Raw genomic sequence first — 18,014 nt, 5'->3', positions numbered from 1 at the left:
ATCTATTGCTACCGTCAATGCAATACTAACATCCGCAATGAATATGTCCATATACAAAACATGGACTTGTCGCAGAGTTAACATAAAAAACGGTGAAAAGACGGGTGAACCAATATTACCCATGATGCTTATTGGGTTTAATGCTGCGGGCCTTGCTCATACAACCTTCATCGTTCTTCATTAAATCATCATACTTATAAGCCATTTCTCAATGCTAATAACCAGAGGATATTATTGGTGGGGGGCTGTCGCATTTTTAATCTGGTTGCTCCAGGAGAACTGTTGTATGATCTTCGGCCCTGAAAATACACTAACGCCAGGCGAGCGCTTTATTCAAATGAAAGATGAAAGCCAGAAATATATCTCCATTATTTTTAAGGAATGGTTGCCGCTGTACGACAGCCTGACGCCGGAAGTGAAGGCAGTTCTTAAAAATATTGCCGATCAGCAGGCGGAGGCGTTAGCGACCCGTTTTTATGACTTTATTTTTCAGGATCCGGACATCGCCAGGCACCTTACCTATGATTTAGTCCAGGAGCGGCTAAGTAGCTCGCTCGCTGGGTGGGTGAGAGATATCCTGATGAGCGAGAAGGAAAATCTGCAGGCGCTGGCGGAGCGGCAGTACCTGATTGGCAGCATCCATTCGCGAATTGGCATTCCGGCTGAGGCCGTCCTGCGCGGCGCGCGGCAGCTTAAGGCCGGGCTGATTGAAAATATCCGCGATAGCGAGATTGACCGTGATACCAGCGTCGCCGCCATCTACTACGCCATCATGGCTATTAATATGGCGGTCGAGATGATGTGCCATGCCTATACCCTATCGCACTACCGTGCGACGAAAAATGAAGAGGCTTATCGCCTGTATAGCCTGATGGATAATGTGCCATTGGAATATGGTAAGCAGCAGGCTTCGCTCTCTGGGTGGGAAAATACCGCTATTTTTAATATCGTCAGCGATAATAAGACAGATATTAACGGAGCGTTATTATCTGAGTCAGAATTTGGTCTGTGGTTCCGCCATAAATGCGTGCGTTATTTTAATAAAAATCCGCAAATGCAGGAAATCGCCGACTTAATTAGCAAGGTAGATGTCCTGTTATCCGCCTGGAAATCTTCGGCAGACGATTCAGAGTATAAAAATACGCAAAGTCTGCTACAGGGTATCCATATCCATTGTCAGCAGATTGGTAGCCAGCTTGGGGTTCTGTTTAGCAGCCTGTCGCAGATGCAAAGCGGCAAAGATACGCTGACCAGCCTGTTGAATCGCCGCTACCTGCCGGTGGTCCTTAAGCATGAAGTGACGCTGGCGATGGAGTATGAGCTGCCGATGACGGTGGCGATTATTGATATTGACCACTTTAAAGAAATTAACGACAGCTGGGGTCATATGGTCGGTGACCGGGCGATCAAGCATGTTGCGGAGCTGCTCAGCGATAACATTCGTTCCAGTGACTACATTTTCCGCTACGGCGGCGAGGAGTTTCTGCTGGTGCTGGTGGAAACCGGCGCGGCGGAAGCCTTTACTATCCTCGAGCGGCTGCGTAAAAAAATCAGCCAACTGGCGTTTAGCGTCGGCGCCGAGACCGAAATTTCGATCACCGCCAGCATTGGCTACGCCGTCCACACCGGTCATCCGGATTACAACCTGCTGCTGCGCGACGCCGACAGCGCGCTGTACGTTGCCAAGCGTGATGGGCGCAACTGCGTGAAGATGCACGAAGGCGACGGCAATTAAGCGGCTGAGTTCTTCCCGGAGGCGGCGCGTTGCGCCTGTCCGTATATGGACACCTCCCGTGATGCAAGCTATTTTTTGTGTGAGTCACCAGGGTAAGTTGCGTTCGTATATCCGGCCTCTCGTTCGGTACCGTCGTACCCGGGCCATGATGTGTTCTGCGCACCTGCTTCCTTTCGGGCTATCGGCTTTGCTTCGCAGGGAGCCTTCGGACAGGCCGGATTTCTCAGGTGCTGGTCTTACCGGTTACTCATCACGCTAAATCGCTTCGCAATCTCACGACAGGGTTACTGCTCTTTTTACTGCATGGCTCACGGGGCGTCGGTTAACCGGCGACCCGTGAGCCATGGTAATCTTCTCCGCGACTCATCACCGCCCACGCTATCCGCACATTCTTGTTCGCCAGCGCCACCGTCGCGATATTCCGGTTCCGTCTTTCCGCCACCGACTGCAGCCACTGGCTCCGCCGGTCTTCTTTGCCTGCACATGTCTTCAGAACTGACCGTGCCCCGTGGATGACCAGCGTACGCAGGTAGCTGTCACCCCGCTTGCTGATATGCCCCAGCTGCTGCTTACCGCCGCTTGAGTGCTGCCGGGGAACCAGCCCCACATAAGCCGCCATCTCCCGACCGTTCTTAAACTGCGTCGCGTCACCCAACAACGCCACCATCGCGCTGGCGGTTATCACGCCGATACCTTCTATTTTCATCAGCCGCTGGATGCAGATATCTTCCCGCGCCGCCTCTGCGAGCCGCCGGTCATGCCCCGCCACCCGGTCATCCAGCATCCGCAGCTCTTCGGCCAGCTCGCACAGCAGGCGCATAAACCGGTCATCCCACTGCTCCTGCTGTGACAGTATCTCCGGCAGCGCCTTACGCAACTGGCTGATGCCGACCGGCAGCACCACGCCGAATTCGCCCAGAAAGCCCCGTATCTCGTTGCACAGCGCCGTGCGGCTTTTTATCACTCTGGCCCGCACGCGATGCTCCGCCTGAAGGGTCTGCTGGCGCTCTGTCTTAACCGCGACGAAGCGCATGGCGGGGCGGCTGATGGCTTCACAGATGGCTTCGGCATCGTTGGCATCATTCTTGTTGCCTTTGAGGTAAGGCTTGACGAATTTCGGGGGAATAATGCGCACGGTATGCCCCATGCGGGTGAGTTCGCGGGACCAGTAGTGGGATGATGCGCAGGCTTCAATCCCGATGGTGCAGGGAGCCAGCTGAGAGAAATAAGCGTGCATGTGGGCGCGGCGGAGAGATTTCCGCACGACGACATGTTCATGGTGATCCACAGCATGGATCTGAAAGACATTTTTTGCCAGGTCAAGACCGATACGTTTAATATTCATGGTGGACACCTCCTCCTGTGGACTGCAGGTAACACTTCCAGTCTGGCACGTTCTGATGCCGTAAGGTGGGAGGTGTCCATCACATCGGGCTACCAGTCCGCAGGCGGCTGGGAACCCGTAGCCCCGGTAACGCGTCAGCCGCCACCGGGGAGATAGCCGCACCCGGCTGTGAGCTCGTGGAGCCTGCGAAGATATCTCTGACTCTCAAAACAGCACCGGCAGCCCCAGACCGCGTTTTACTTCATGCAGCGTTTGTTGAGTCAACTGGTGCGCCTGTTCGCTTCCCCGGCGCAGTAGTTCCAGCAGCATTCCTTTATCCTGAATATAGGTCGCCCGGCGTTCGCGTATCGGTGCCAGCAGCTCCTGTAAACAGGACTCCAGCTCATTCTTGCACTGTCGGTCCCCAAGACCACCACGCTGATAGTGTGCTTTCATATCCGCAACCAACGTTTTATCGGGATGAAAGGCGTCGAGATAAGTAAAGACCACGTTACCTTCTATCTGGCCCGGATCGGCAACTCGCAGGTGATTCGGATCGGTGTACATGGCGCTGACCGCGCGGTGGATCTCCTCTTCGCTGGCCGAAAGCGTGAGCGTATTTCCCAGTGATTTCGACATTTTTGCATTGCCGTCAATGCCCGGCAGGCGGCTGACGTCGCTGAGCAGTGCCTTGCAGTGTCGCAATACTGGCTCCGTTGTCAGGCTATTCATTTTGTGCACGATCTCGTTGGTCTGTTCGATCATCGGTAGCTGATCGTCACCCACCGGCACCAGCTCGGCTTTAAAGGCGCTGATATCAGCGGCCTGGCTGATGGGGTAGGCCAGAAAGCCCACCGGCAGCGAGCGAGAAAATCCTTTCTGGGCGATTTCATTTTTGACCGTCGGATTACGCTCAACGCGGGCGACGGTGACGATATTCATATATAGCGCGCTGAGTTCCGCCAGCGCCGGCAGGGCTGATTGCAGGCAGATGGTCGTCTTTTGTGGATCGATGCCGACCGCCAGATAATCCGCCATCACTTCAAAGATGTTACTGCTGATTTTTTGCGGATTGCTGCCGTTATCGGTCAGCCCCTGCAGGTCAGCAACAAGGATAAATTGCTGGTGGTCATGTTGGAGCTGCACGCGCTGGCGTAGGGAACCGACGTAGTGGCCGAGGTGCAGCTGGCCGGTTGGACGGTCGCCGGTCAGAATAGTTTGTGTCGTACTCATGAGTGACTCCTTATGCTGTGATTAAGCCGAAAGGCGCCACTCAGAAACAACAAAGCCGCCTTCCGGCGGCTCTGAATATGGGAAACGTTAAATCATGCCGCCTGTTATGCAGGCAGCCACCAACGACAAGGGTGAGTTACGACAACGTCTCTGTTCATCTTTTTATCCTGCCACGAAAAGCGGCGGCAGTAAAAGCGGTTTTTTATTTAGCGATAAACCGGCAGCAGGTTAAAACTGGATAAGATATGAATTATCGCGTTGGCGCCTCCGAAGCATAAAATCAGGATAATCATGGCATTGCCGCCCCATACCCGATAGTTCGGGCTACCAAACCGTTTTCGTGAGGCACGTGCCAGAAGAGCGGGAACGATAGCAGCCCACACGGTGGCGGCGAGGCCGGCGAAGCCGATGGCGTAAATAAACCCGTTTGGCCACAGCAGCCCACCGACAATCGGCGGCACAAAGGTGACCAGTGCGGTTTTAAAACGCCCCTGAGGGCTGTCGTCGAACTTAAACAGATCCGCCAGGTAATCGAACAGGCCGAGAGTCACGCCCAGAAACGAACTGGCGACGGCGAAATTAGAGAATACGGTCAGCAGTAAATCCAGCGTGGAGCTGTTCAGCAGGCCGCTTAGGGTCTGCACCAGCACGTCAATATTGCCGCCTTTGTTGGCGATATCGATAAACGCCGGGCGCGGAATATTGCCCATGGTGCCGACCAGCCAGATGATATACAGCACCAGCGCCATCAGCGTACCAAGCAGCAGGCAGCGACGAATGATTAGCGGATCTTTACCGTAATACTTCATCAGGCTGGGGACGTTACCGTGATAGCCAAATGAGGCCAGGCAGAACGGCAGCGTCATCAGCACGTAGGGCAGATACGACGCATTAGCTTCCATGCGGTTAAATAAAATAGCGGGCTCGACGTGCCACATCAGCCCGCCGAAGGTCATAAAGAAGGTGAGGATTTTGGCACCCAGCACGATAGTGGTCATCCGGCTTACCGCTTTGGTGCTCAGCCAGACAATAAAGGCGACCACCAGTGCGAACGCCAGGCCGCCTAAGCGCGCCGGTACCGCGAGATTCATTTGTGCAAAAGTATGTTGGATAACCGAACCGCTGGCGGAGATATAGGCGTAGGTCAAAATATATAATACGAAGGCGACGGTGAGACCATTAATAATATTCCAGCCGTTACCCAGTAAATCTTTAGTAATAGTATCGAAGCTGGCACCAATATGATAATTCAGGTTTGCTTCCAGAATCATTAATCCGGAGTGCAGCATACAAAACCAGGTAAATATAAGCGCCAGCAGCGACCAGAAAAACCAGGATCCAGACATGACGACCGGTAAAGAGAACATACCTGCGCCAATAATGGTACCGCCGATGATCATCGCCCCGCCAATCAGCGACGGTGTATTTTTTGAGACCGCTTTTGAGACTGATAATGTAGCCATAAGGTTATTCCTCACGTGGCTATCTATTAAGAGCCTATCCCATTAGGGCTATTTTGCTTGCCATTTTGAACCTGGGCAGTGCTCAGACAAAACTCGCAGAGTTTTGAACGCCCTTTAGGGTGACCCGAAGGGTGAGCGTAGCGAATCATCCTCACGTACTACGTGTACGCTCCGGTTCTTGCGCGCTGGCCGTGTTCAAACTGTCGGCGCCAATTACGCCTACTGGGATAGGCTCTAAGTAACGGGCTGCGGGCAAACGGCTACCCAAGCGCAACCCGAGTGATTGAGCTAATTAGTCGTTATTTGAAGTTTAAGGCGCTCCCGTTGCGAGAGCGCCGAGGGCTTGAGTTATTTCACCGGTTTCAGTCTGGCGACGAAGTGGCGCAGTACCGGCGGTTCATAGGTAAAGGTCAGACCCTTAATCGTTGCGGCGCGGGACTTAACGGCAATCAGCGCATCAGCGATATAGTCCATATGATCGTTGGTATAAACGCGGCGAGGAATGGTCAGGCGCAGCAGCTCCATCGGCGACGCCTTCTGCTTACCGGTTTCCGGGTCGCGGCCCAACAGCAGGGAGCCGATTTCCACGCTGCGAATACCCGCTTCCAGGTACAGCTCGTTATTCAACGCGTGCGCCGGGAACTGCTCTGCCGGGATATGCGGCAACAGCAGTTTGGCATCGACGAATACGGCATGGCCGCCGGTCGGATACTGAATCGGAATGCCGCCTTCGCGCAGGCGTTCGCCGAGGTACTCCACCTGATTGATGCGGTACGCGAGATAATCCTCGTTGGTCCCCTCTTCCAGACCGATAGCCAGTGCTTCCATATCGCGCCCCGCCAGGCCGCCGTAGGTGACGAAGCCTTCCATCGGCACGCAGCGGATGCGCACTTCGTTAAATAAGTCTTCATCATCGCGGAAGCAGCACAGCCCGCCAATATTGACCATCGGGTCTTTCTTAGCGGACATCGTCAGCATATCGCCGTATTGGTACATCTCGAGAATAATCTCTTTCACCGATTTATCCGCGTAGCCCTCTTCGCGCTGTTTAATAAACCAGGCGTTTTCGCAGAAGCGGGCGGAGTCGATCACTACCGGAATATTATTCTGGCGGGCAATTTGATACACCTCGCGCATATTGGCCAGAGATACCGGCTGTCCGCCTGAGCTATTACAAGTAACGGTAGTAATAATCGCCGCGACGTTTTCCGCGCCGTGTTCGGCAATGGTCGCCTTCAGCAAATCAATATCGAAATTACCTTTCCAGTCGTACCACGAGGTGGTATCGAAGGCTTTTGGCGTCACCACGTTAATCGCTTTTGCGCCGTTGAGTTCAACGTGGGCGGCGGTGGTGTCGAAGTGGAAGTTAGAAATAAATACCGGATGCGCCGACTTTCGGCGGGCAATCAGGCTTGGGAACAGAATCTGCTCCGCGCCGCGCCCCTGGTGGGTCGGAATGGTATACGGATAGCCAATGATCTCTTTGACCTTTTCGCACAGGTGCTGATAGTTGCGCGACCCGGCATAAGCCTCGTCGCCCATCATCAGGCCAGCCCACTGATGGTCGCTCATTGCTCCGGTACCGGAGTCGGTCAGCAGATCGATATAAACATCCTGGCTATTGAGTAAAAACGGGTTATATCCCGCTTCTTCCAGGGCTTTGACGCGATCATCAAAGGTGGTCATGCGAATGTTTTCGACCATTTTAATACGGAATGGCTCAGGAATACGTTTCATTTATTTTCTCCATGGGAATGCTGTGCCGCGTTTGGCTATTCGGCGACAAATGACAGGCGCAACAAATAGCGACTAAACGCAGTGTTGATATAAAATTTTAGGAAGCAGGCAGCAGCGGAGAATTAACGCGGGAAGTCGTTGGAGATACGATGATCCAAATTATACCAGTCGTCCAGGCCACCCTGGGCAATGAGGCGATAAATCGATTTTTGCGTCATTACATCGTCCTCTGTGTGTGAAGGGATGCAGTAAAAATAAAGAAAAGTGAGAAAATAACCACGATTAAAATCACAAAATATTATTTATGGATAAGCGTAGTCTTAAACTTTGAACCTCGTCGTGTTTTTAGCGGTATTGTTTATCTGATTAGCAGGCTATGGTTTTTTGTTTCTTTATTATGCTAATAACGGCTTATTTTGTGAGGTTTTTTGCGCCTTCACCGGAATAGATGAAGGCGCGGGGAGGGCTTACATGCTGGAGAAGACGTTCATAATGATGCCGCCGGAAATAATCAGCACCATCGCGATAATTGCCGGGATATCCGGTTTTTGCTTATACAGGATCATCGAGCAAATCGTGACGCCGACGATGCCAAAGCCGCACCACAACGAGTAGGCAACGCCCACCGGAATGGTGCTCATCGCGCGGGTGAGGGCGAAATAGCACAGACCGTAGGCGCAAATCACCAGCACCGACGGGGCCAACTTGCTAAAGCCATTGGTCTTTTTGATCATTGACGTACCGGTGATTTCGGAGCCGATAGACAGCGCCAGCCATAAAAATCCGAGATTAAACATATGCTTTTCCTTTCCTGTTAGTTGGCGACTTTTTTGTCCATAGATGAAGCGACCGGCTCAGCAGGCGCTTCCGCGCTCTCTTCGCTGCCCATTTTGGAAAACAGGTTCATGATCACGATGCCGCTGGCGATGATTGCCATGCCGATAATGGCGGCGGTGTCCGGATGCTGACCGTAGAAAGCCATACCCAGGGTGGAAACGACCAGAATGCCGGTGCCGGACCAGGTGGCGTAGGCCAGGCCAACAGGGATATCTTTTACCGCCCGTGATAGCGAGTAGTAGCAAGTGCAATAGAGAACAATCAGCAGTCCGAGCAGCAGCATTTTGGTGGTACCTTCACTGCTACCGAACATTTTGAGGGTGGACGTGGCTGAGGTTTCGGAAACAATAACCAACAACATCCATAGCCAACACTTTGTTTTTGAAGACATAAGTTAAACTCCGGGTTTACTATTTAAGGTAAGGTTCTTTTTTTCTGTTTTTTAAAAAATCGATCGCGGCATCGGTCAGCTGTGCTTGCGGTGTTGAAGCCAGCGCTGGATTATTCACCACGTCTGTGACAGTGAGATAACGCCGCATGGTACTCGTCAGTACCGGCGCTGCTTCGCTACCTGACGCCAGTCTTTCCAGCAGCTCATTCATGGTACACAGCGTGACGCCGCAGTCCGCCAGGCGGGCAAGCGTGGCCTGCATATGCCCGGCGTAAGCAGAGTTCGGCTGCGCGCCCAGTAGCTGGTTCAGTTCGCTGGCGGGGTCGCAATGGTAGCGCAGCGCCAGCACCGGCAGGCCGCTTAGCAGGGCATCATGCACGCGCCGGGCAAGCGGGCTGTGCAGGGAGCCATTCACCAGATCTGCTGCCAGCGGATAATCGAGAAACGGCAGCAGCAGCGCTTTGTACGGGACCGAAGGCAGCGTATCTTGCCAGTCGGCCGCAGGCAGCGTTTTACCCAGAGCCTGCCACTGCTCACCGTCTTCAATCCCGCTATCCAGCGCCAGATGCAGACTTTCGCCGCAGCTCGCCAGCCGCTGACTAATGGCATGCCGATATCCCGTTGCGGCGGCCACCATTACCAGTACCGGCGGTTTCAGGCGTTGGAGTATGCGTTCAACCAGGCATTCAATCTGTTGGTCAGTCATGGCGGGCCTCCGTTAACCGATGAGCGTGACCTGCGCGCCGTTTTTCAATCCGGCGGCGTTGGCCTCTTCGGTATCAATATGAAACTCCAGCGCAAAGTCTTCGCGCACCCGCACTACCACTTCATCGAAAGTCAGCTGGCGCTCGCCGTCGCTGCGCACGCTGACCTTTTGACCGTTAGCGACATTCAACTGGCGGGCGTCCTGCGGTGACATATGAATATGCCGCCAGGCGCAGATCACCTGAGAGTGCAGTTCGACGTGGCCTGCCGGGCCTATCAGCAATGCGCTGCCCGCGTTCTCTAGTTGACCCGATTCGCGAACCGGCGCCTTGACGCCGAGGGTAAAGCAGTCGGCACGGGAGATTTCCAGCTGCGAAACCGGGCGCGTCGGGCCGAGCACGCGAACGTTAGTCAGTGAGCCTTTCGGACCAACCACGGTGACGCACTCCTGGGCGGCGAACTGCCCCGGTTGGCGCAGCGGCTTAAACGGCGTCAGGGCATAACCCTTACCGAACAGAGCTTCGACGTCCTGCTGCGCCAGATGCACGTGGCGGTTAGAGATGCCGACCGGGATAGCCGGAGAAACATGGCTCAGGCGGGCGGCGATTTTTTCATGTAGCAGAGTATCGATCATGCCTTCTTCCCTTTCCTCATCGCCGGGTTTTTATCTTCCGACGGGACCGGTGCGGGCTGCGCTGTGGGCGGGGCGACGGGTTCTTCCGCGTCCTTTTTTTCCGCCGGGAGCGGCTCGTCGGCTTCAGCTCCGACTTCATCTTTAATTTCAACCGGTGCGTCGACTTTGGCCTCAGCGCGCGGCGGGTGGCCTTTTAAACTGCTCAGGGCTTCGACCACGCAGCGCTCAGGGCGAGCGATCACCAGAGAGCGGGCCTGCGGATCGATAGCAGTGGCGACAACCATGCCGCGCTCGATGGCGGTGTGAATCGCGCTGATTTCCCCTTCAAAGCAGACGCTCACCAGCCCCGAACCGACTTTGCGGTAGCCGATGCAGGTCACGCCTGCGCTTTTACAGGCGGCGTCCACGGCTTGTATGGCGGCGACTAACCCTCGCGTTTCAATGACGCCTAAACTTTTCATTATCGGCTCCTTTAGTGACGAACTAAGCGAATGTCAAAATCAAACTGCGTGAAGAACGTTTCCAGCCGGTTCAACTCTTCGGCGGAATAAGTCGGGTCCTGGGTAATGGGGTAGGGCATCTCCAGTCGCTCATATTTCTTACGCCCTAGTTGGTGGTACGGCAGCATGTCGATGCGGCGAATATTGCCGCGCTTCGCCAGTTTCTGCACATAATCAATGGCCCCGGTAATGGCCTCCCATGAGTCGTTATAACCGCGCACCAGCGGCATCCGCACAATCACGTTAGCGCCCGAATCAACCAGCCATTCCAGATTGCGGCGAATCCCTTCGTTGCCAATGCCAAATAAGGCTTTATGGTGCTCGCTATTAATTTGCTTAATATCGAACAGGAAGGTATCGGTTACCGGCGCCAGCTTTTGATAATTAGCCAGCGGGGTTGTACCCTGGGTTTCAACAGCGGTATTGAGCATCATCTTTTTGCATTCGCTAAATAGCGCGACGGCAAAATCGGTTTGCAGGCTCATCTCGCCGCCGCCGATGGTGACGCCACCGCCGGAAGCGATATAAAAATCATAATCCTGCATGATGATTTCCATCAGCTCGCTGACGGTGACATCTTTGCCCATAATATCCAGCGCGCTCTGGGTGCAAATTTCTTCGCACTTGCGACAGCCGATGCAATCTTTATTGCGGTTGACGAAGTGCTTCATTTCGCCATTTTCTTCCGCCCGATAATGAATACCCACCGGGCAGACGTTGACGCAATCGCCGCAGTTAATGCATTTATCCTGCGAAAACATCACCTGAAACTGGCTATTCAGCCCTTCCGGGTTGGCGCACCACGGGCAGCGTATATTGCAGCCTTTAAAAAAAACCAGCGTGCGAATTCCATCACCGTCATAAATCGAATATTTCTGAATATTGAAAATTCGCCCGGTTAATTCTTGTTTTGCGCTCACATTTACCTCCAGAAATACGATCGGGACATCCTTGTCCAAATACGTCCGTGTTTTTTATCAGAACTTCTCAATCACCGTACGGCTGATGATTTCGTCCTGAACTTCTTTGCACAGTTCGACGAAGTAGGCGCTATAGCCCGCCACGCGGACGATCAGGTCGCGGTATTTTTCCGGCTCCTGCTGCGCTTTTTTCAGCACTTCATTATCGACATAGCTGAACTGCATCTGGCCGTTGCCAAGAATCGACGCGGTGCGCAGCAGCGTAATCAGGCCGTGGCGTCCTTCCGGGGTATCCAGCAAGCCTTTGAGGAACTTGAAGTTGTGTACCATGCCGATGTTCATGGTCTCCACGTTCATCTTGCTTACCGACTTGATGATGGCGGTCGGGCCTTGTTTATCTGCGCCCTGGGTTGGGCTGATGCCGTCAGAAAGCGGCATCCACGCCAGACGCCCGTTCGGCGTGGCGTTGGTCAGCTCACCGATTGGCGTGTTGTTGGAAATAGACAGGGTGCCGTGGCTCAGGGTCGAGTAGAGCATCTGGTACTTGCGGCACTCGCGCTCGGTCCACTCGGTGATATCCAGTGCGTACTGGTCAACGTAGTTATCATCGTTACCGTATTTCGGCGCGTTCAGGCAGTCGCGGCGCAGGCCTTCAAAGCCTTCGAAGTTGGCCAGCATCGCATCGCGCATCTGCTCAAGGGTGTATTTTTTATCTTCATACACCAGCTTGCGGATCGCGGCGAGGGAGTCGACATAAGTTGCTAGCCCGGAGAAGATCAGCCCCGGCCCGTGGTTGACCATCGCGCCACCGGCGGCGACGTCTTTACCTTGCTCCATACAGCCTTCCACCAGCAGCGACATCAGCGGCTTCGGTGCCACGTCGCGGTGTACGCGTTGGCTGATAACCGTACCGATAGCTGACAGGCGAACAATATGGGCAATCTGCTTTTTCACTGCCGCATCGAACTCTTCGAAAGTGTGCAGGTCACGCAGGTCGCCGGTATCCAGCCCCTGATAGCTATCAAACAACACCATGCGACCACGGTTTAAGACGAACTCGATGGCAATCGGCCACTGGGTATAACCGGTAGAAGTCCACTGGTAGATGCGGCCGGATTTTTGCGGCTCGACGCAGCCCATCAGGCAGTAGTCGCGCGCGTCTTCAAAATCGAAGCCTTTGCGCAGCATCATCTTGATATGCGAGTCATCGAAGTGACAGGCCGGGAAACCCATGCCCGCTTTCACCACATCGACGATTTTTTCCATGTACTTCTGCGGCGACTGGTTGTGAATACGGCAGGCCAGCGACGGCTGGTAAACTTTCACAAAGCGCACGGCGTCCATAATCAGGTAGGTCAGGTCGTTACAGGCATCACCGCCGGAACGCTTCTGGCCGCCAACGGTCAGGTTGATAAACGGCTGATATCCGGCGAAGTATTTCGCGCCCAGCTCGCTGGACATCCACATCAGTTCGGCACATTTGATGATAAATGCCTGCATCATCTCCAGCGCGCTGTCGTGGGTCAGGCGGCCTTCGCGAATATCGGCTTCAAACATTGGGTAGCAGTACTGGTCAACGCGACCCAGCGACAGGCCGGTCTGGTTCTCTTCAATTTCAAACAGCGATTCCACGGTCCAGATACTTTGCAGCGCTTCCTGCAAGGTTTTCGGCGGATTAGCCGGGACGTTCTGGTTCACTTCGGCGATGGTCAGCAGTTCGGCGCGACGCTGGGCGTTCTGCTCTACGGCTGCCAGTTCGCGGGCGCGCGCGGCGATGCGGTGCGCGTAGCTCACCACCCCTTCACAGGTTTCAATCGCCGCTTTGTAGTAGTAAATGCGGTCGATATCTTCCGGGTTTTCCATGCTAAGGCTGGCGAGATGCGCCTCGGCATCGGCTTTAATGCCGTTCATCCCTTTGGTGAACAGCAGCACGTCGTAGCCCGGGCAGGTGTCGCCGCCGCCGTTGATCTGGTGATAGGAGAGGTCGCTGACGAAGGTTTCGCCGCTAAATGACCACACGCCCGCTTCACGGTACTGTGCTTCACAGATCTCATCCAGCGAACGGCCTTCCCAGAACGGCACGATCTCTTCGCGGATGGTCTTTTTGTCGGCTTCGCTGATTTCAAACGGATCCTGTGGACGGGTGCTCATGGTGTCGAGCTCGTCGCGTACCCAGCGCCAGGCGATATCCGGCGAGAACGCGCCTGCACGCGGCTTGCCGCATGGATGGCCGACGATCAGCTCGTCGTCCTGAATCAGAATTGGCGCGGTTTCGCAGGCGTGACGGAACGCTTTGGCGCGCAGCAGAATGGTTGGCATCCCTGGGTTGGCTTTCACCACTTCGGTAAAGGCCAGCGCGCGGTAAATAGAAACGCTCGGCCGTACGGTCAGGTAGTGGTTGCGCAGACGCTGCATACGCGGGGTTAAACCTTCTGCCGCTGGCGTTTCGCTACAGGCGGCAAACGGCGCGGCACAAACGGGCTTCGCGCCGCTGAACAGACGCACCGGCAGATGTAGGGCGCTCAGGTTGTGCTGCGCGCTGAGGAACATATCGGAGAGTTCGTTGATGCGCGCATTCTCAAGGCTCGCGCCGTGGAGTAGGGCATCAAACATCGGATAACCGTCGATGGCGCTGGCGGCGCGGACTTCACTCAGTTCAGCCAATTTGAACCACAAAGACTCGACGATTTCATACGCCTGCTGCTGAGACAGCGCACCGCTGTTGATATCGTGCTGGTAGTAAGGCAGCAGGGCTTTGTCGGCCCCTTCCGGGTTGACCGCGTAGCTGCCGTTGTCCAACTGGAGCGCCAGTTGGAACAGGTAGAACGCCTGGCAGGCTTCTTTGAAACTGCGCGCCGGGTGAGCCGGAACGTGGTGCAGAATAGCTGCGCTCTCTAACAACTCCGCCTTGCGGTAAGCGTTGGTTTCGCTGGCAGCGAGCGTTTCGGCGCTATTGGCCAGGTTTTGCGCCAGCGCCATCAGCGCGTCGCAGGCGTAAATCGCTGCACGACAGCCGTTGACTTCGTCCATGCCGCTGCGGCTGACCGCGCTGCCCAGCGCGCGGGTTTTCTCTTCCAGTTGGTGTTTAATCGCCAGCACGCCTTTTTCGACCACCAGTTTGTAGTCGGGTGAATCCAGGTCGTTGCTAAGATTAAGGAACTGGAATGCCGAAGGGCGCTGGGCGGCGCTTTCGTCGTGGAAAATCGCCCCGTGCGGCTTACGGGTCTGGTTGCCGACGATCAGTTCGTCGGCGCTGATGCACAGCGGCAATTGGCGCATCAGCTCATAGAAACGGCGCGCGGGTTTGACGGCGGCGGGAATGCCCGCGATATCGCCATCAAGGGCGCTCAGCGTGGTGGCATGTTCGGTGCACAGGGTGCTTTTTTGTGAGAGTAAACGTTCTGCCAACACTTTGACGCGCGGCGTTAAGCTGTAGTGTGCCATGGGTAAGGTTCTCCAGTTCTTGTTATCAGGCGTTACCGGTCCACGCCCGGCGATAGAGTTCGGTAAGTGCGTGAGCGTCCGGCGCGCGTGGGTTCGTCGGCGTACAGCTGTCGCGCAGCGCCTGGCCGACCATCTCTGCCAGACGACGGTCAAAATCAGCCGCATCAACACCGGTATCACCAATGCCGACCGGCATGGTCATTTCGTCTTTTAGCGCCTGAATGGCGACCAGCAGGCTGGTGACGCCCTGGCGGGTCGTGGCCACAGGCAGGTCCAGCAGATGGGCTAATCGGGCGTATTTGCGGGCGGCATCGGTATCGCACAGCCCTTGATAATCCGCATTCCAGGCCACCACTTCCGCCATCAGCAACGCGTTGGCACGGCCATGCGGTACGCGGAAAACACCGCCGAGCGCGTGGGCCAGGCTGTGGGTGATGCCGAGTGACGCGTTGGTGAAAGCCATGCCCGCCATGCAGGAGGCGTTGTGCATTTTTTCTCGTGCCAGCAGATCGTGACCGTTGCGCCAGCAGGTCGGCAGGTAGCGAAACACCTGCTGCACCACCTTTTCAGCCAGCGCATCGGAAAAGTCACTGGCGGCGCGGGAGACATAGGCCTCCAGCGCATGGCACAGCACGTCCATTCCGGTATCGGCGGTGATTGCGGGCGGCACAGAGGCCACCAGCGCCGGGTCGAGAATAGCGATATCCGGCAGCAACGACGGGTCCACCAGCACCAGCTTCTCGGCGTGGGCCTTCACTACCGAAAAGGCGGTGACTTCCGAACCGGTGCCGCTGGTGGTGGGGATCGCCACGAAGCAAGGCGGCTCGCGGTGAGCGTCCGGACGGGTTTGCGCCAGGGCGAAAATAACCGCTTTGGCTGCATCAATCACCGAACCGCCGCCCAGTGCGATAACCAGATCCGGATAGCTGTTATCCATCCGCTTCATCCCGCGCACCACGGTGGCGATATCCGGGTCGGCGACCACGTCGCCCCAGATCTGGGAGGCGATGCCGCGTGAGCGCAAGATCTGCGTGACGCGATCGGCGAGGCCAAATTTGACCATCGCCTGGTCGGTAACCAGCAGCACGTTGCGGGCGGGCAGCTCGTTCAGGATGGAAAGCGCGTCCTGACCAAAGCGGATCCGCGGTTTCAGCAAAAATTCACTCATTGGCTATTGACTCCTTAAGCGTCCCGAAACACGTTCTCGACAATGGCAACCACCGACATGGCCTTGTAGCGGTCTTTGTTGAGCGCCAGATACTCTTCCGCCAGCACGATGTCGTGCATACCGGCACCGACGCTATCAACGGCAACCCAGGTCTGGTCTTTCATCGGCTGCTGGTCATCATCTAATTTGCTGATCAGCAGCAGGTTGCTTCCGCGTAGCTCATCGCACTTCTGCGTGGCGACGACATGTCCAACTACCTTTGCGAGAATCATTGTTTTTATCGCCTTATATCAATGTGTTACTTGCCAAGGCGTTCCAGCACCTGGCGAATGACGCGCTCCACGTTTTGCTCGTTGATCTCGCTGTCTGCGCCAGCGGTCGCTGCGGTAGCAAAACGGTCATCCGCGCTGCTGGTAGCGTGAGCCACTGGCGCTGCTGCTGCCGGGGAGTTAAAGCGATCGTCATCAAAGATGCTGCGGTTCGGGTTATCCGTTGGGTTGACGATGGTGGGCTGCGGTTCCGGGCGGCTGCTCGGGGCGCGCAGTTCATCAATGGAGCGCACGCCGTAGCCCACTTTGCGGATGTTGAGCAGATTCATCGGTCCGACGTTGTCGGAGCTGGAACCGCCGCCTACCGCGCCGCAGCCCAGAGTCAGGGCCGGAGTAATATTGGTGGTCGCGCCGATACCGCCGAGGGCCGCCGGGGTGTTAATCAGGATGCGGTTAACCGGTTTTTCGAGGCAGAACTGGCGGATAACGTCCTGGTTGCGGGTGTGGATCACCAGCGTGTGGCCGAGGCCTTCGTTGGTCAGTAATTCCACCACGCGGTGACAGGCCGCTTTCCAGTCTTCTTCCACGTACAGGCCGAGGACCGGGCACAGTTTTTCCCGCGAGTAGGGGTTGGAGTGCGATACCGTGGTCTGCTCGGCAATCAGCACGCGGGTGCTGGCCGGAACGCAGAATCCGGCCATCTGGCTCAGATACAGCGCGGTTTTGCCAACCGTTTTCGGGTTGATCGCGCCGTTCGGACGTAGCAGCAGGGCCGCCATTTTCGCCGCTTCGCTTTCGTTCATAAAGTACGCGCCCTGGGCTTCCAGCTCGCGGTGAACGTCGTCGTAAATGCAGCGTTCGACGATGATTGACTGCTCGGAGGCGCAGATCACGCCGTTATCGAAGGTTTTGCTGGTGATGATATCTTTCACCGCATGGTGAATATCAGCACTGCGTTCGATAAACGCCGGGCCGTTACCCGGACCGCCGCTGATGGTTGGGGTGCCAGAGGCGTAAGCCGCGCGCACCATGCCTTCACCGCCGGTGGCCAGAATCAGCGACACGTCTTTGCTGTGCATCAGTTCTGAAGTGGCTTCGAGGGTCAGCTGACTAATAGCGTCGACGCTGCCTGCCGGAGCGCCCGCCGCTTCGGCGGCGCGTTTAACAATCTCAATCGCTTTCCAGCTGCACTGGCGTGCGCCCGGATGCGGCGAGAAGATAATGGCGTTACCGGCTTTCAGGGCAATCAGCGTTTTGTAGATAACAGTGGATGTCGGGTTGGTGGACGGCACAAGCGCACAAATCACCCCCAGCGGCACGCCCACGTCCATCACCTTTTGCACTTGATCGTCATGAATGATGCCGACGGTCTTCATATCTTTGATTGCGTCGTAAACGCGCAGCGAGGCGAAGCGGTTCTTCAGCACTTTGTCCTGCCAGTTGCCAAAACCGGTCTCTTCCGCGGCCATTTTCGCCAGCGCTTCGGCATGATGCGCCGCTTCCTGGGCCACGTTCTTCACGATGGCGTCGATTTGCTGCTGCGAAAAGGTGGCCAGAATCGCCTGCGCCTTTTTGGCATTGCGCACCAGCTCCCGGGCGTTTTGCCGGGACTGCAAATCGTTATCCAGTTCAATCATGAGTCTATCCTTCATCA

At 55.7% G+C, this 18,014-nt stretch carries 16 protein-coding genes; 1 reads left to right on the top strand and 15 read right to left on the bottom strand.

Features of this window, described 5'->3' with window-relative positions:
• The first annotated feature begins 337 nt into the window (after positions 1-337).
• Positions 338-1,735, top strand: coding sequence for a diguanylate cyclase (locus HV213_RS25420; protein WP_181486503.1), 1,398 nt, complete (start codon positions 338-340; stop codon positions 1,733-1,735).
• 322 nt (positions 1,736-2,057) lie between these two features.
• On the opposite strand, the gene HV213_RS25415 is transcribed toward HV213_RS25420, so the two are convergent.
• The 15 genes from HV213_RS25415 to HV213_RS25345 form a co-directional block, all read right to left on the bottom strand.
• Positions 2,058-3,080 carry an IS110 family RNA-guided transposase gene (locus HV213_RS25415; RefSeq protein ID WP_181482387.1) on the bottom strand — a complete coding sequence of 341 codons (1,023 nt, stop codon included), beginning with the start codon at positions 3,078-3,080 and terminating at the stop codon, positions 2,058-2,060.
• A gap of 204 nt (positions 3,081-3,284) precedes the next feature.
• Complete coding sequence (gene trpS, locus HV213_RS25410) at positions 3,285-4,292, bottom strand: tryptophan--tRNA ligase (protein WP_181483799.1); 1,008 nt, start codon at positions 4,290-4,292, stop codon at positions 3,285-3,287.
• Positions 4,293-4,498: 206 nt separating this feature from the next.
• A complete protein-coding gene (mtr, locus tag HV213_RS25405; protein WP_181483798.1) occupies positions 4,499-5,755 on the bottom strand; it encodes a tryptophan permease in 1,257 nt (418 codons plus the stop codon).
• Between the two features lie 348 nt (positions 5,756-6,103).
• On the bottom strand, positions 6,104-7,492 hold the full coding sequence (gene tnaA / locus HV213_RS25400) for a tryptophanase (RefSeq protein ID WP_181483797.1): 1,389 nt from the start codon (positions 7,490-7,492) through the stop codon (positions 6,104-6,106).
• A gap of 122 nt (positions 7,493-7,614) precedes the next feature.
• Positions 7,615-7,710, bottom strand: a complete 96-nt coding sequence (gene tnaC, locus HV213_RS25395; protein ID WP_004098218.1) for a tryptophanase leader peptide — start codon at positions 7,708-7,710, stop codon at positions 7,615-7,617.
• A 249-nt stretch (positions 7,711-7,959) separates the two neighbouring features.
• Entirely contained in the window at positions 7,960-8,289 is a 330-nt protein-coding gene (locus HV213_RS25390; RefSeq protein WP_181483796.1) for a DMT family transporter, read from the bottom strand.
• A gap of 17 nt (positions 8,290-8,306) precedes the next feature.
• Positions 8,307-8,720, bottom strand: coding sequence for a DMT family transporter (locus tag HV213_RS25385; RefSeq protein WP_181483795.1), 414 nt, complete (start codon positions 8,718-8,720; stop codon positions 8,307-8,309).
• A 19-nt stretch (positions 8,721-8,739) separates the two neighbouring features.
• Positions 8,740-9,426, bottom strand: coding sequence for a hypothetical protein (locus HV213_RS25380; protein ID WP_181483794.1), 687 nt, complete (start codon positions 9,424-9,426; stop codon positions 8,740-8,742).
• 12 nt (positions 9,427-9,438) lie between these two features.
• Positions 9,439-10,059 (bottom strand): phosphate propanoyltransferase, encoded by a 621-nt coding sequence (locus HV213_RS25375; RefSeq protein ID WP_181483793.1) that lies wholly within the window; start codon positions 10,057-10,059, stop codon positions 9,439-9,441.
• On the bottom strand, positions 10,056-10,520 hold the full coding sequence (locus tag HV213_RS25370) for a BMC domain-containing protein (RefSeq protein WP_181483792.1): 465 nt from the start codon (positions 10,518-10,520) through the stop codon (positions 10,056-10,058). The genes HV213_RS25375 and HV213_RS25370 overlap by 4 nt, the downstream gene beginning before the upstream one ends.
• An 11-nt stretch (positions 10,521-10,531) precedes the next feature.
• Positions 10,532-11,479, bottom strand: coding sequence for a choline TMA-lyase-activating enzyme (cutD, locus tag HV213_RS25365; protein ID WP_181483791.1), 948 nt, complete (start codon positions 11,477-11,479; stop codon positions 10,532-10,534).
• 57 nt (positions 11,480-11,536) lie between these two features.
• On the bottom strand, positions 11,537-14,923 hold the full coding sequence (gene cutC, locus HV213_RS25360) for a choline trimethylamine-lyase (protein WP_181483790.1): 3,387 nt from the start codon (positions 14,921-14,923) through the stop codon (positions 11,537-11,539).
• 25 nt (positions 14,924-14,948) lie between these two features.
• Positions 14,949-16,091, bottom strand: a complete 1,143-nt coding sequence (locus HV213_RS25355; RefSeq protein ID WP_181483789.1) for a 1-propanol dehydrogenase PduQ — start codon at positions 16,089-16,091, stop codon at positions 14,949-14,951.
• Between the two features lie 14 nt (positions 16,092-16,105).
• On the bottom strand, positions 16,106-16,363 hold the full coding sequence (locus tag HV213_RS25350; protein WP_110277403.1) for a EutN/CcmL family microcompartment protein: 258 nt from the start codon (positions 16,361-16,363) through the stop codon (positions 16,106-16,108).
• A 26-nt stretch (positions 16,364-16,389) separates the two neighbouring features.
• A complete protein-coding gene (locus HV213_RS25345; protein WP_181483788.1) occupies positions 16,390-17,997 on the bottom strand; it encodes an acetaldehyde dehydrogenase (acetylating) in 1,608 nt (535 codons plus the stop codon).
• Positions 17,998-18,014: the final 17 nt, after the last annotated feature.

Source organism: Klebsiella sp. RHBSTW-00484, assembly GCF_013705725.1.
GTDB lineage: Bacteria > Pseudomonadota > Gammaproteobacteria > Enterobacterales > Enterobacteriaceae > Klebsiella.
Note: the sequence above shows the minus strand (reverse complement) of the source record. Positions and strands in the feature narration are given on the sequence as shown.

What these genes read in the sequence shown, in the direction of transcription:
- HV213_RS25385 (WP_181483795.1), bottom strand. Translation starts at nt 8,720, where the DNA reads ATGTCTTCAAAAACAAAGTGTTGGCTATGGATGTTGTTGGTTATTGTT.
- mtr (WP_181483798.1), bottom strand. Translation starts at nt 5,755, where the DNA reads ATGGCTACATTATCAGTCTCAAAAGCGGTCTCAAAAAATACACCGTCG.
- cutC (WP_181483790.1), bottom strand. Translation starts at nt 14,923, where the DNA reads ATGGCACACTACAGCTTAACGCCGCGCGTCAAAGTGTTGGCAGAACGT.
- HV213_RS25370 (WP_181483792.1), bottom strand. Translation starts at nt 10,520, where the DNA reads ATGAAAAGTTTAGGCGTCATTGAAACGCGAGGGTTAGTCGCCGCCATA.
- HV213_RS25375 (WP_181483793.1), bottom strand. Translation starts at nt 10,059, where the DNA reads ATGATCGATACTCTGCTACATGAAAAAATCGCCGCCCGCCTGAGCCAT.
- HV213_RS25345 (WP_181483788.1), bottom strand. Translation starts at nt 17,997, where the DNA reads ATGATTGAACTGGATAACGATTTGCAGTCCCGGCAAAACGCCCGGGAG.
- tnaC (WP_004098218.1), bottom strand. Translation starts at nt 7,710, where the DNA reads ATGACGCAAAAATCGATTTATCGCCTCATTGCCCAGGGTGGCCTGGAC.
- HV213_RS25355 (WP_181483789.1), bottom strand. Translation starts at nt 16,091, where the DNA reads ATGAGTGAATTTTTGCTGAAACCGCGGATCCGCTTTGGTCAGGACGCG.
- HV213_RS25420 (WP_181486503.1), top strand. Translation starts at nt 338, where the DNA reads ATGAAAGATGAAAGCCAGAAATATATCTCCATTATTTTTAAGGAATGG.
- trpS (WP_181483799.1), bottom strand. Translation starts at nt 4,292, where the DNA reads ATGAGTACGACACAAACTATTCTGACCGGCGACCGTCCAACCGGCCAG.
- tnaA (WP_181483797.1), bottom strand. Translation starts at nt 7,492, where the DNA reads ATGAAACGTATTCCTGAGCCATTCCGTATTAAAATGGTCGAAAACATT.
- HV213_RS25415 (WP_181482387.1), bottom strand. Translation starts at nt 3,080, where the DNA reads ATGAATATTAAACGTATCGGTCTTGACCTGGCAAAAAATGTCTTTCAG.
- HV213_RS25390 (WP_181483796.1), bottom strand. Translation starts at nt 8,289, where the DNA reads ATGTTTAATCTCGGATTTTTATGGCTGGCGCTGTCTATCGGCTCCGAA.
- HV213_RS25350 (WP_110277403.1), bottom strand. Translation starts at nt 16,363, where the DNA reads ATGATTCTCGCAAAGGTAGTTGGACATGTCGTCGCCACGCAGAAGTGC.
- HV213_RS25380 (WP_181483794.1), bottom strand. Translation starts at nt 9,426, where the DNA reads ATGACTGACCAACAGATTGAATGCCTGGTTGAACGCATACTCCAACGC.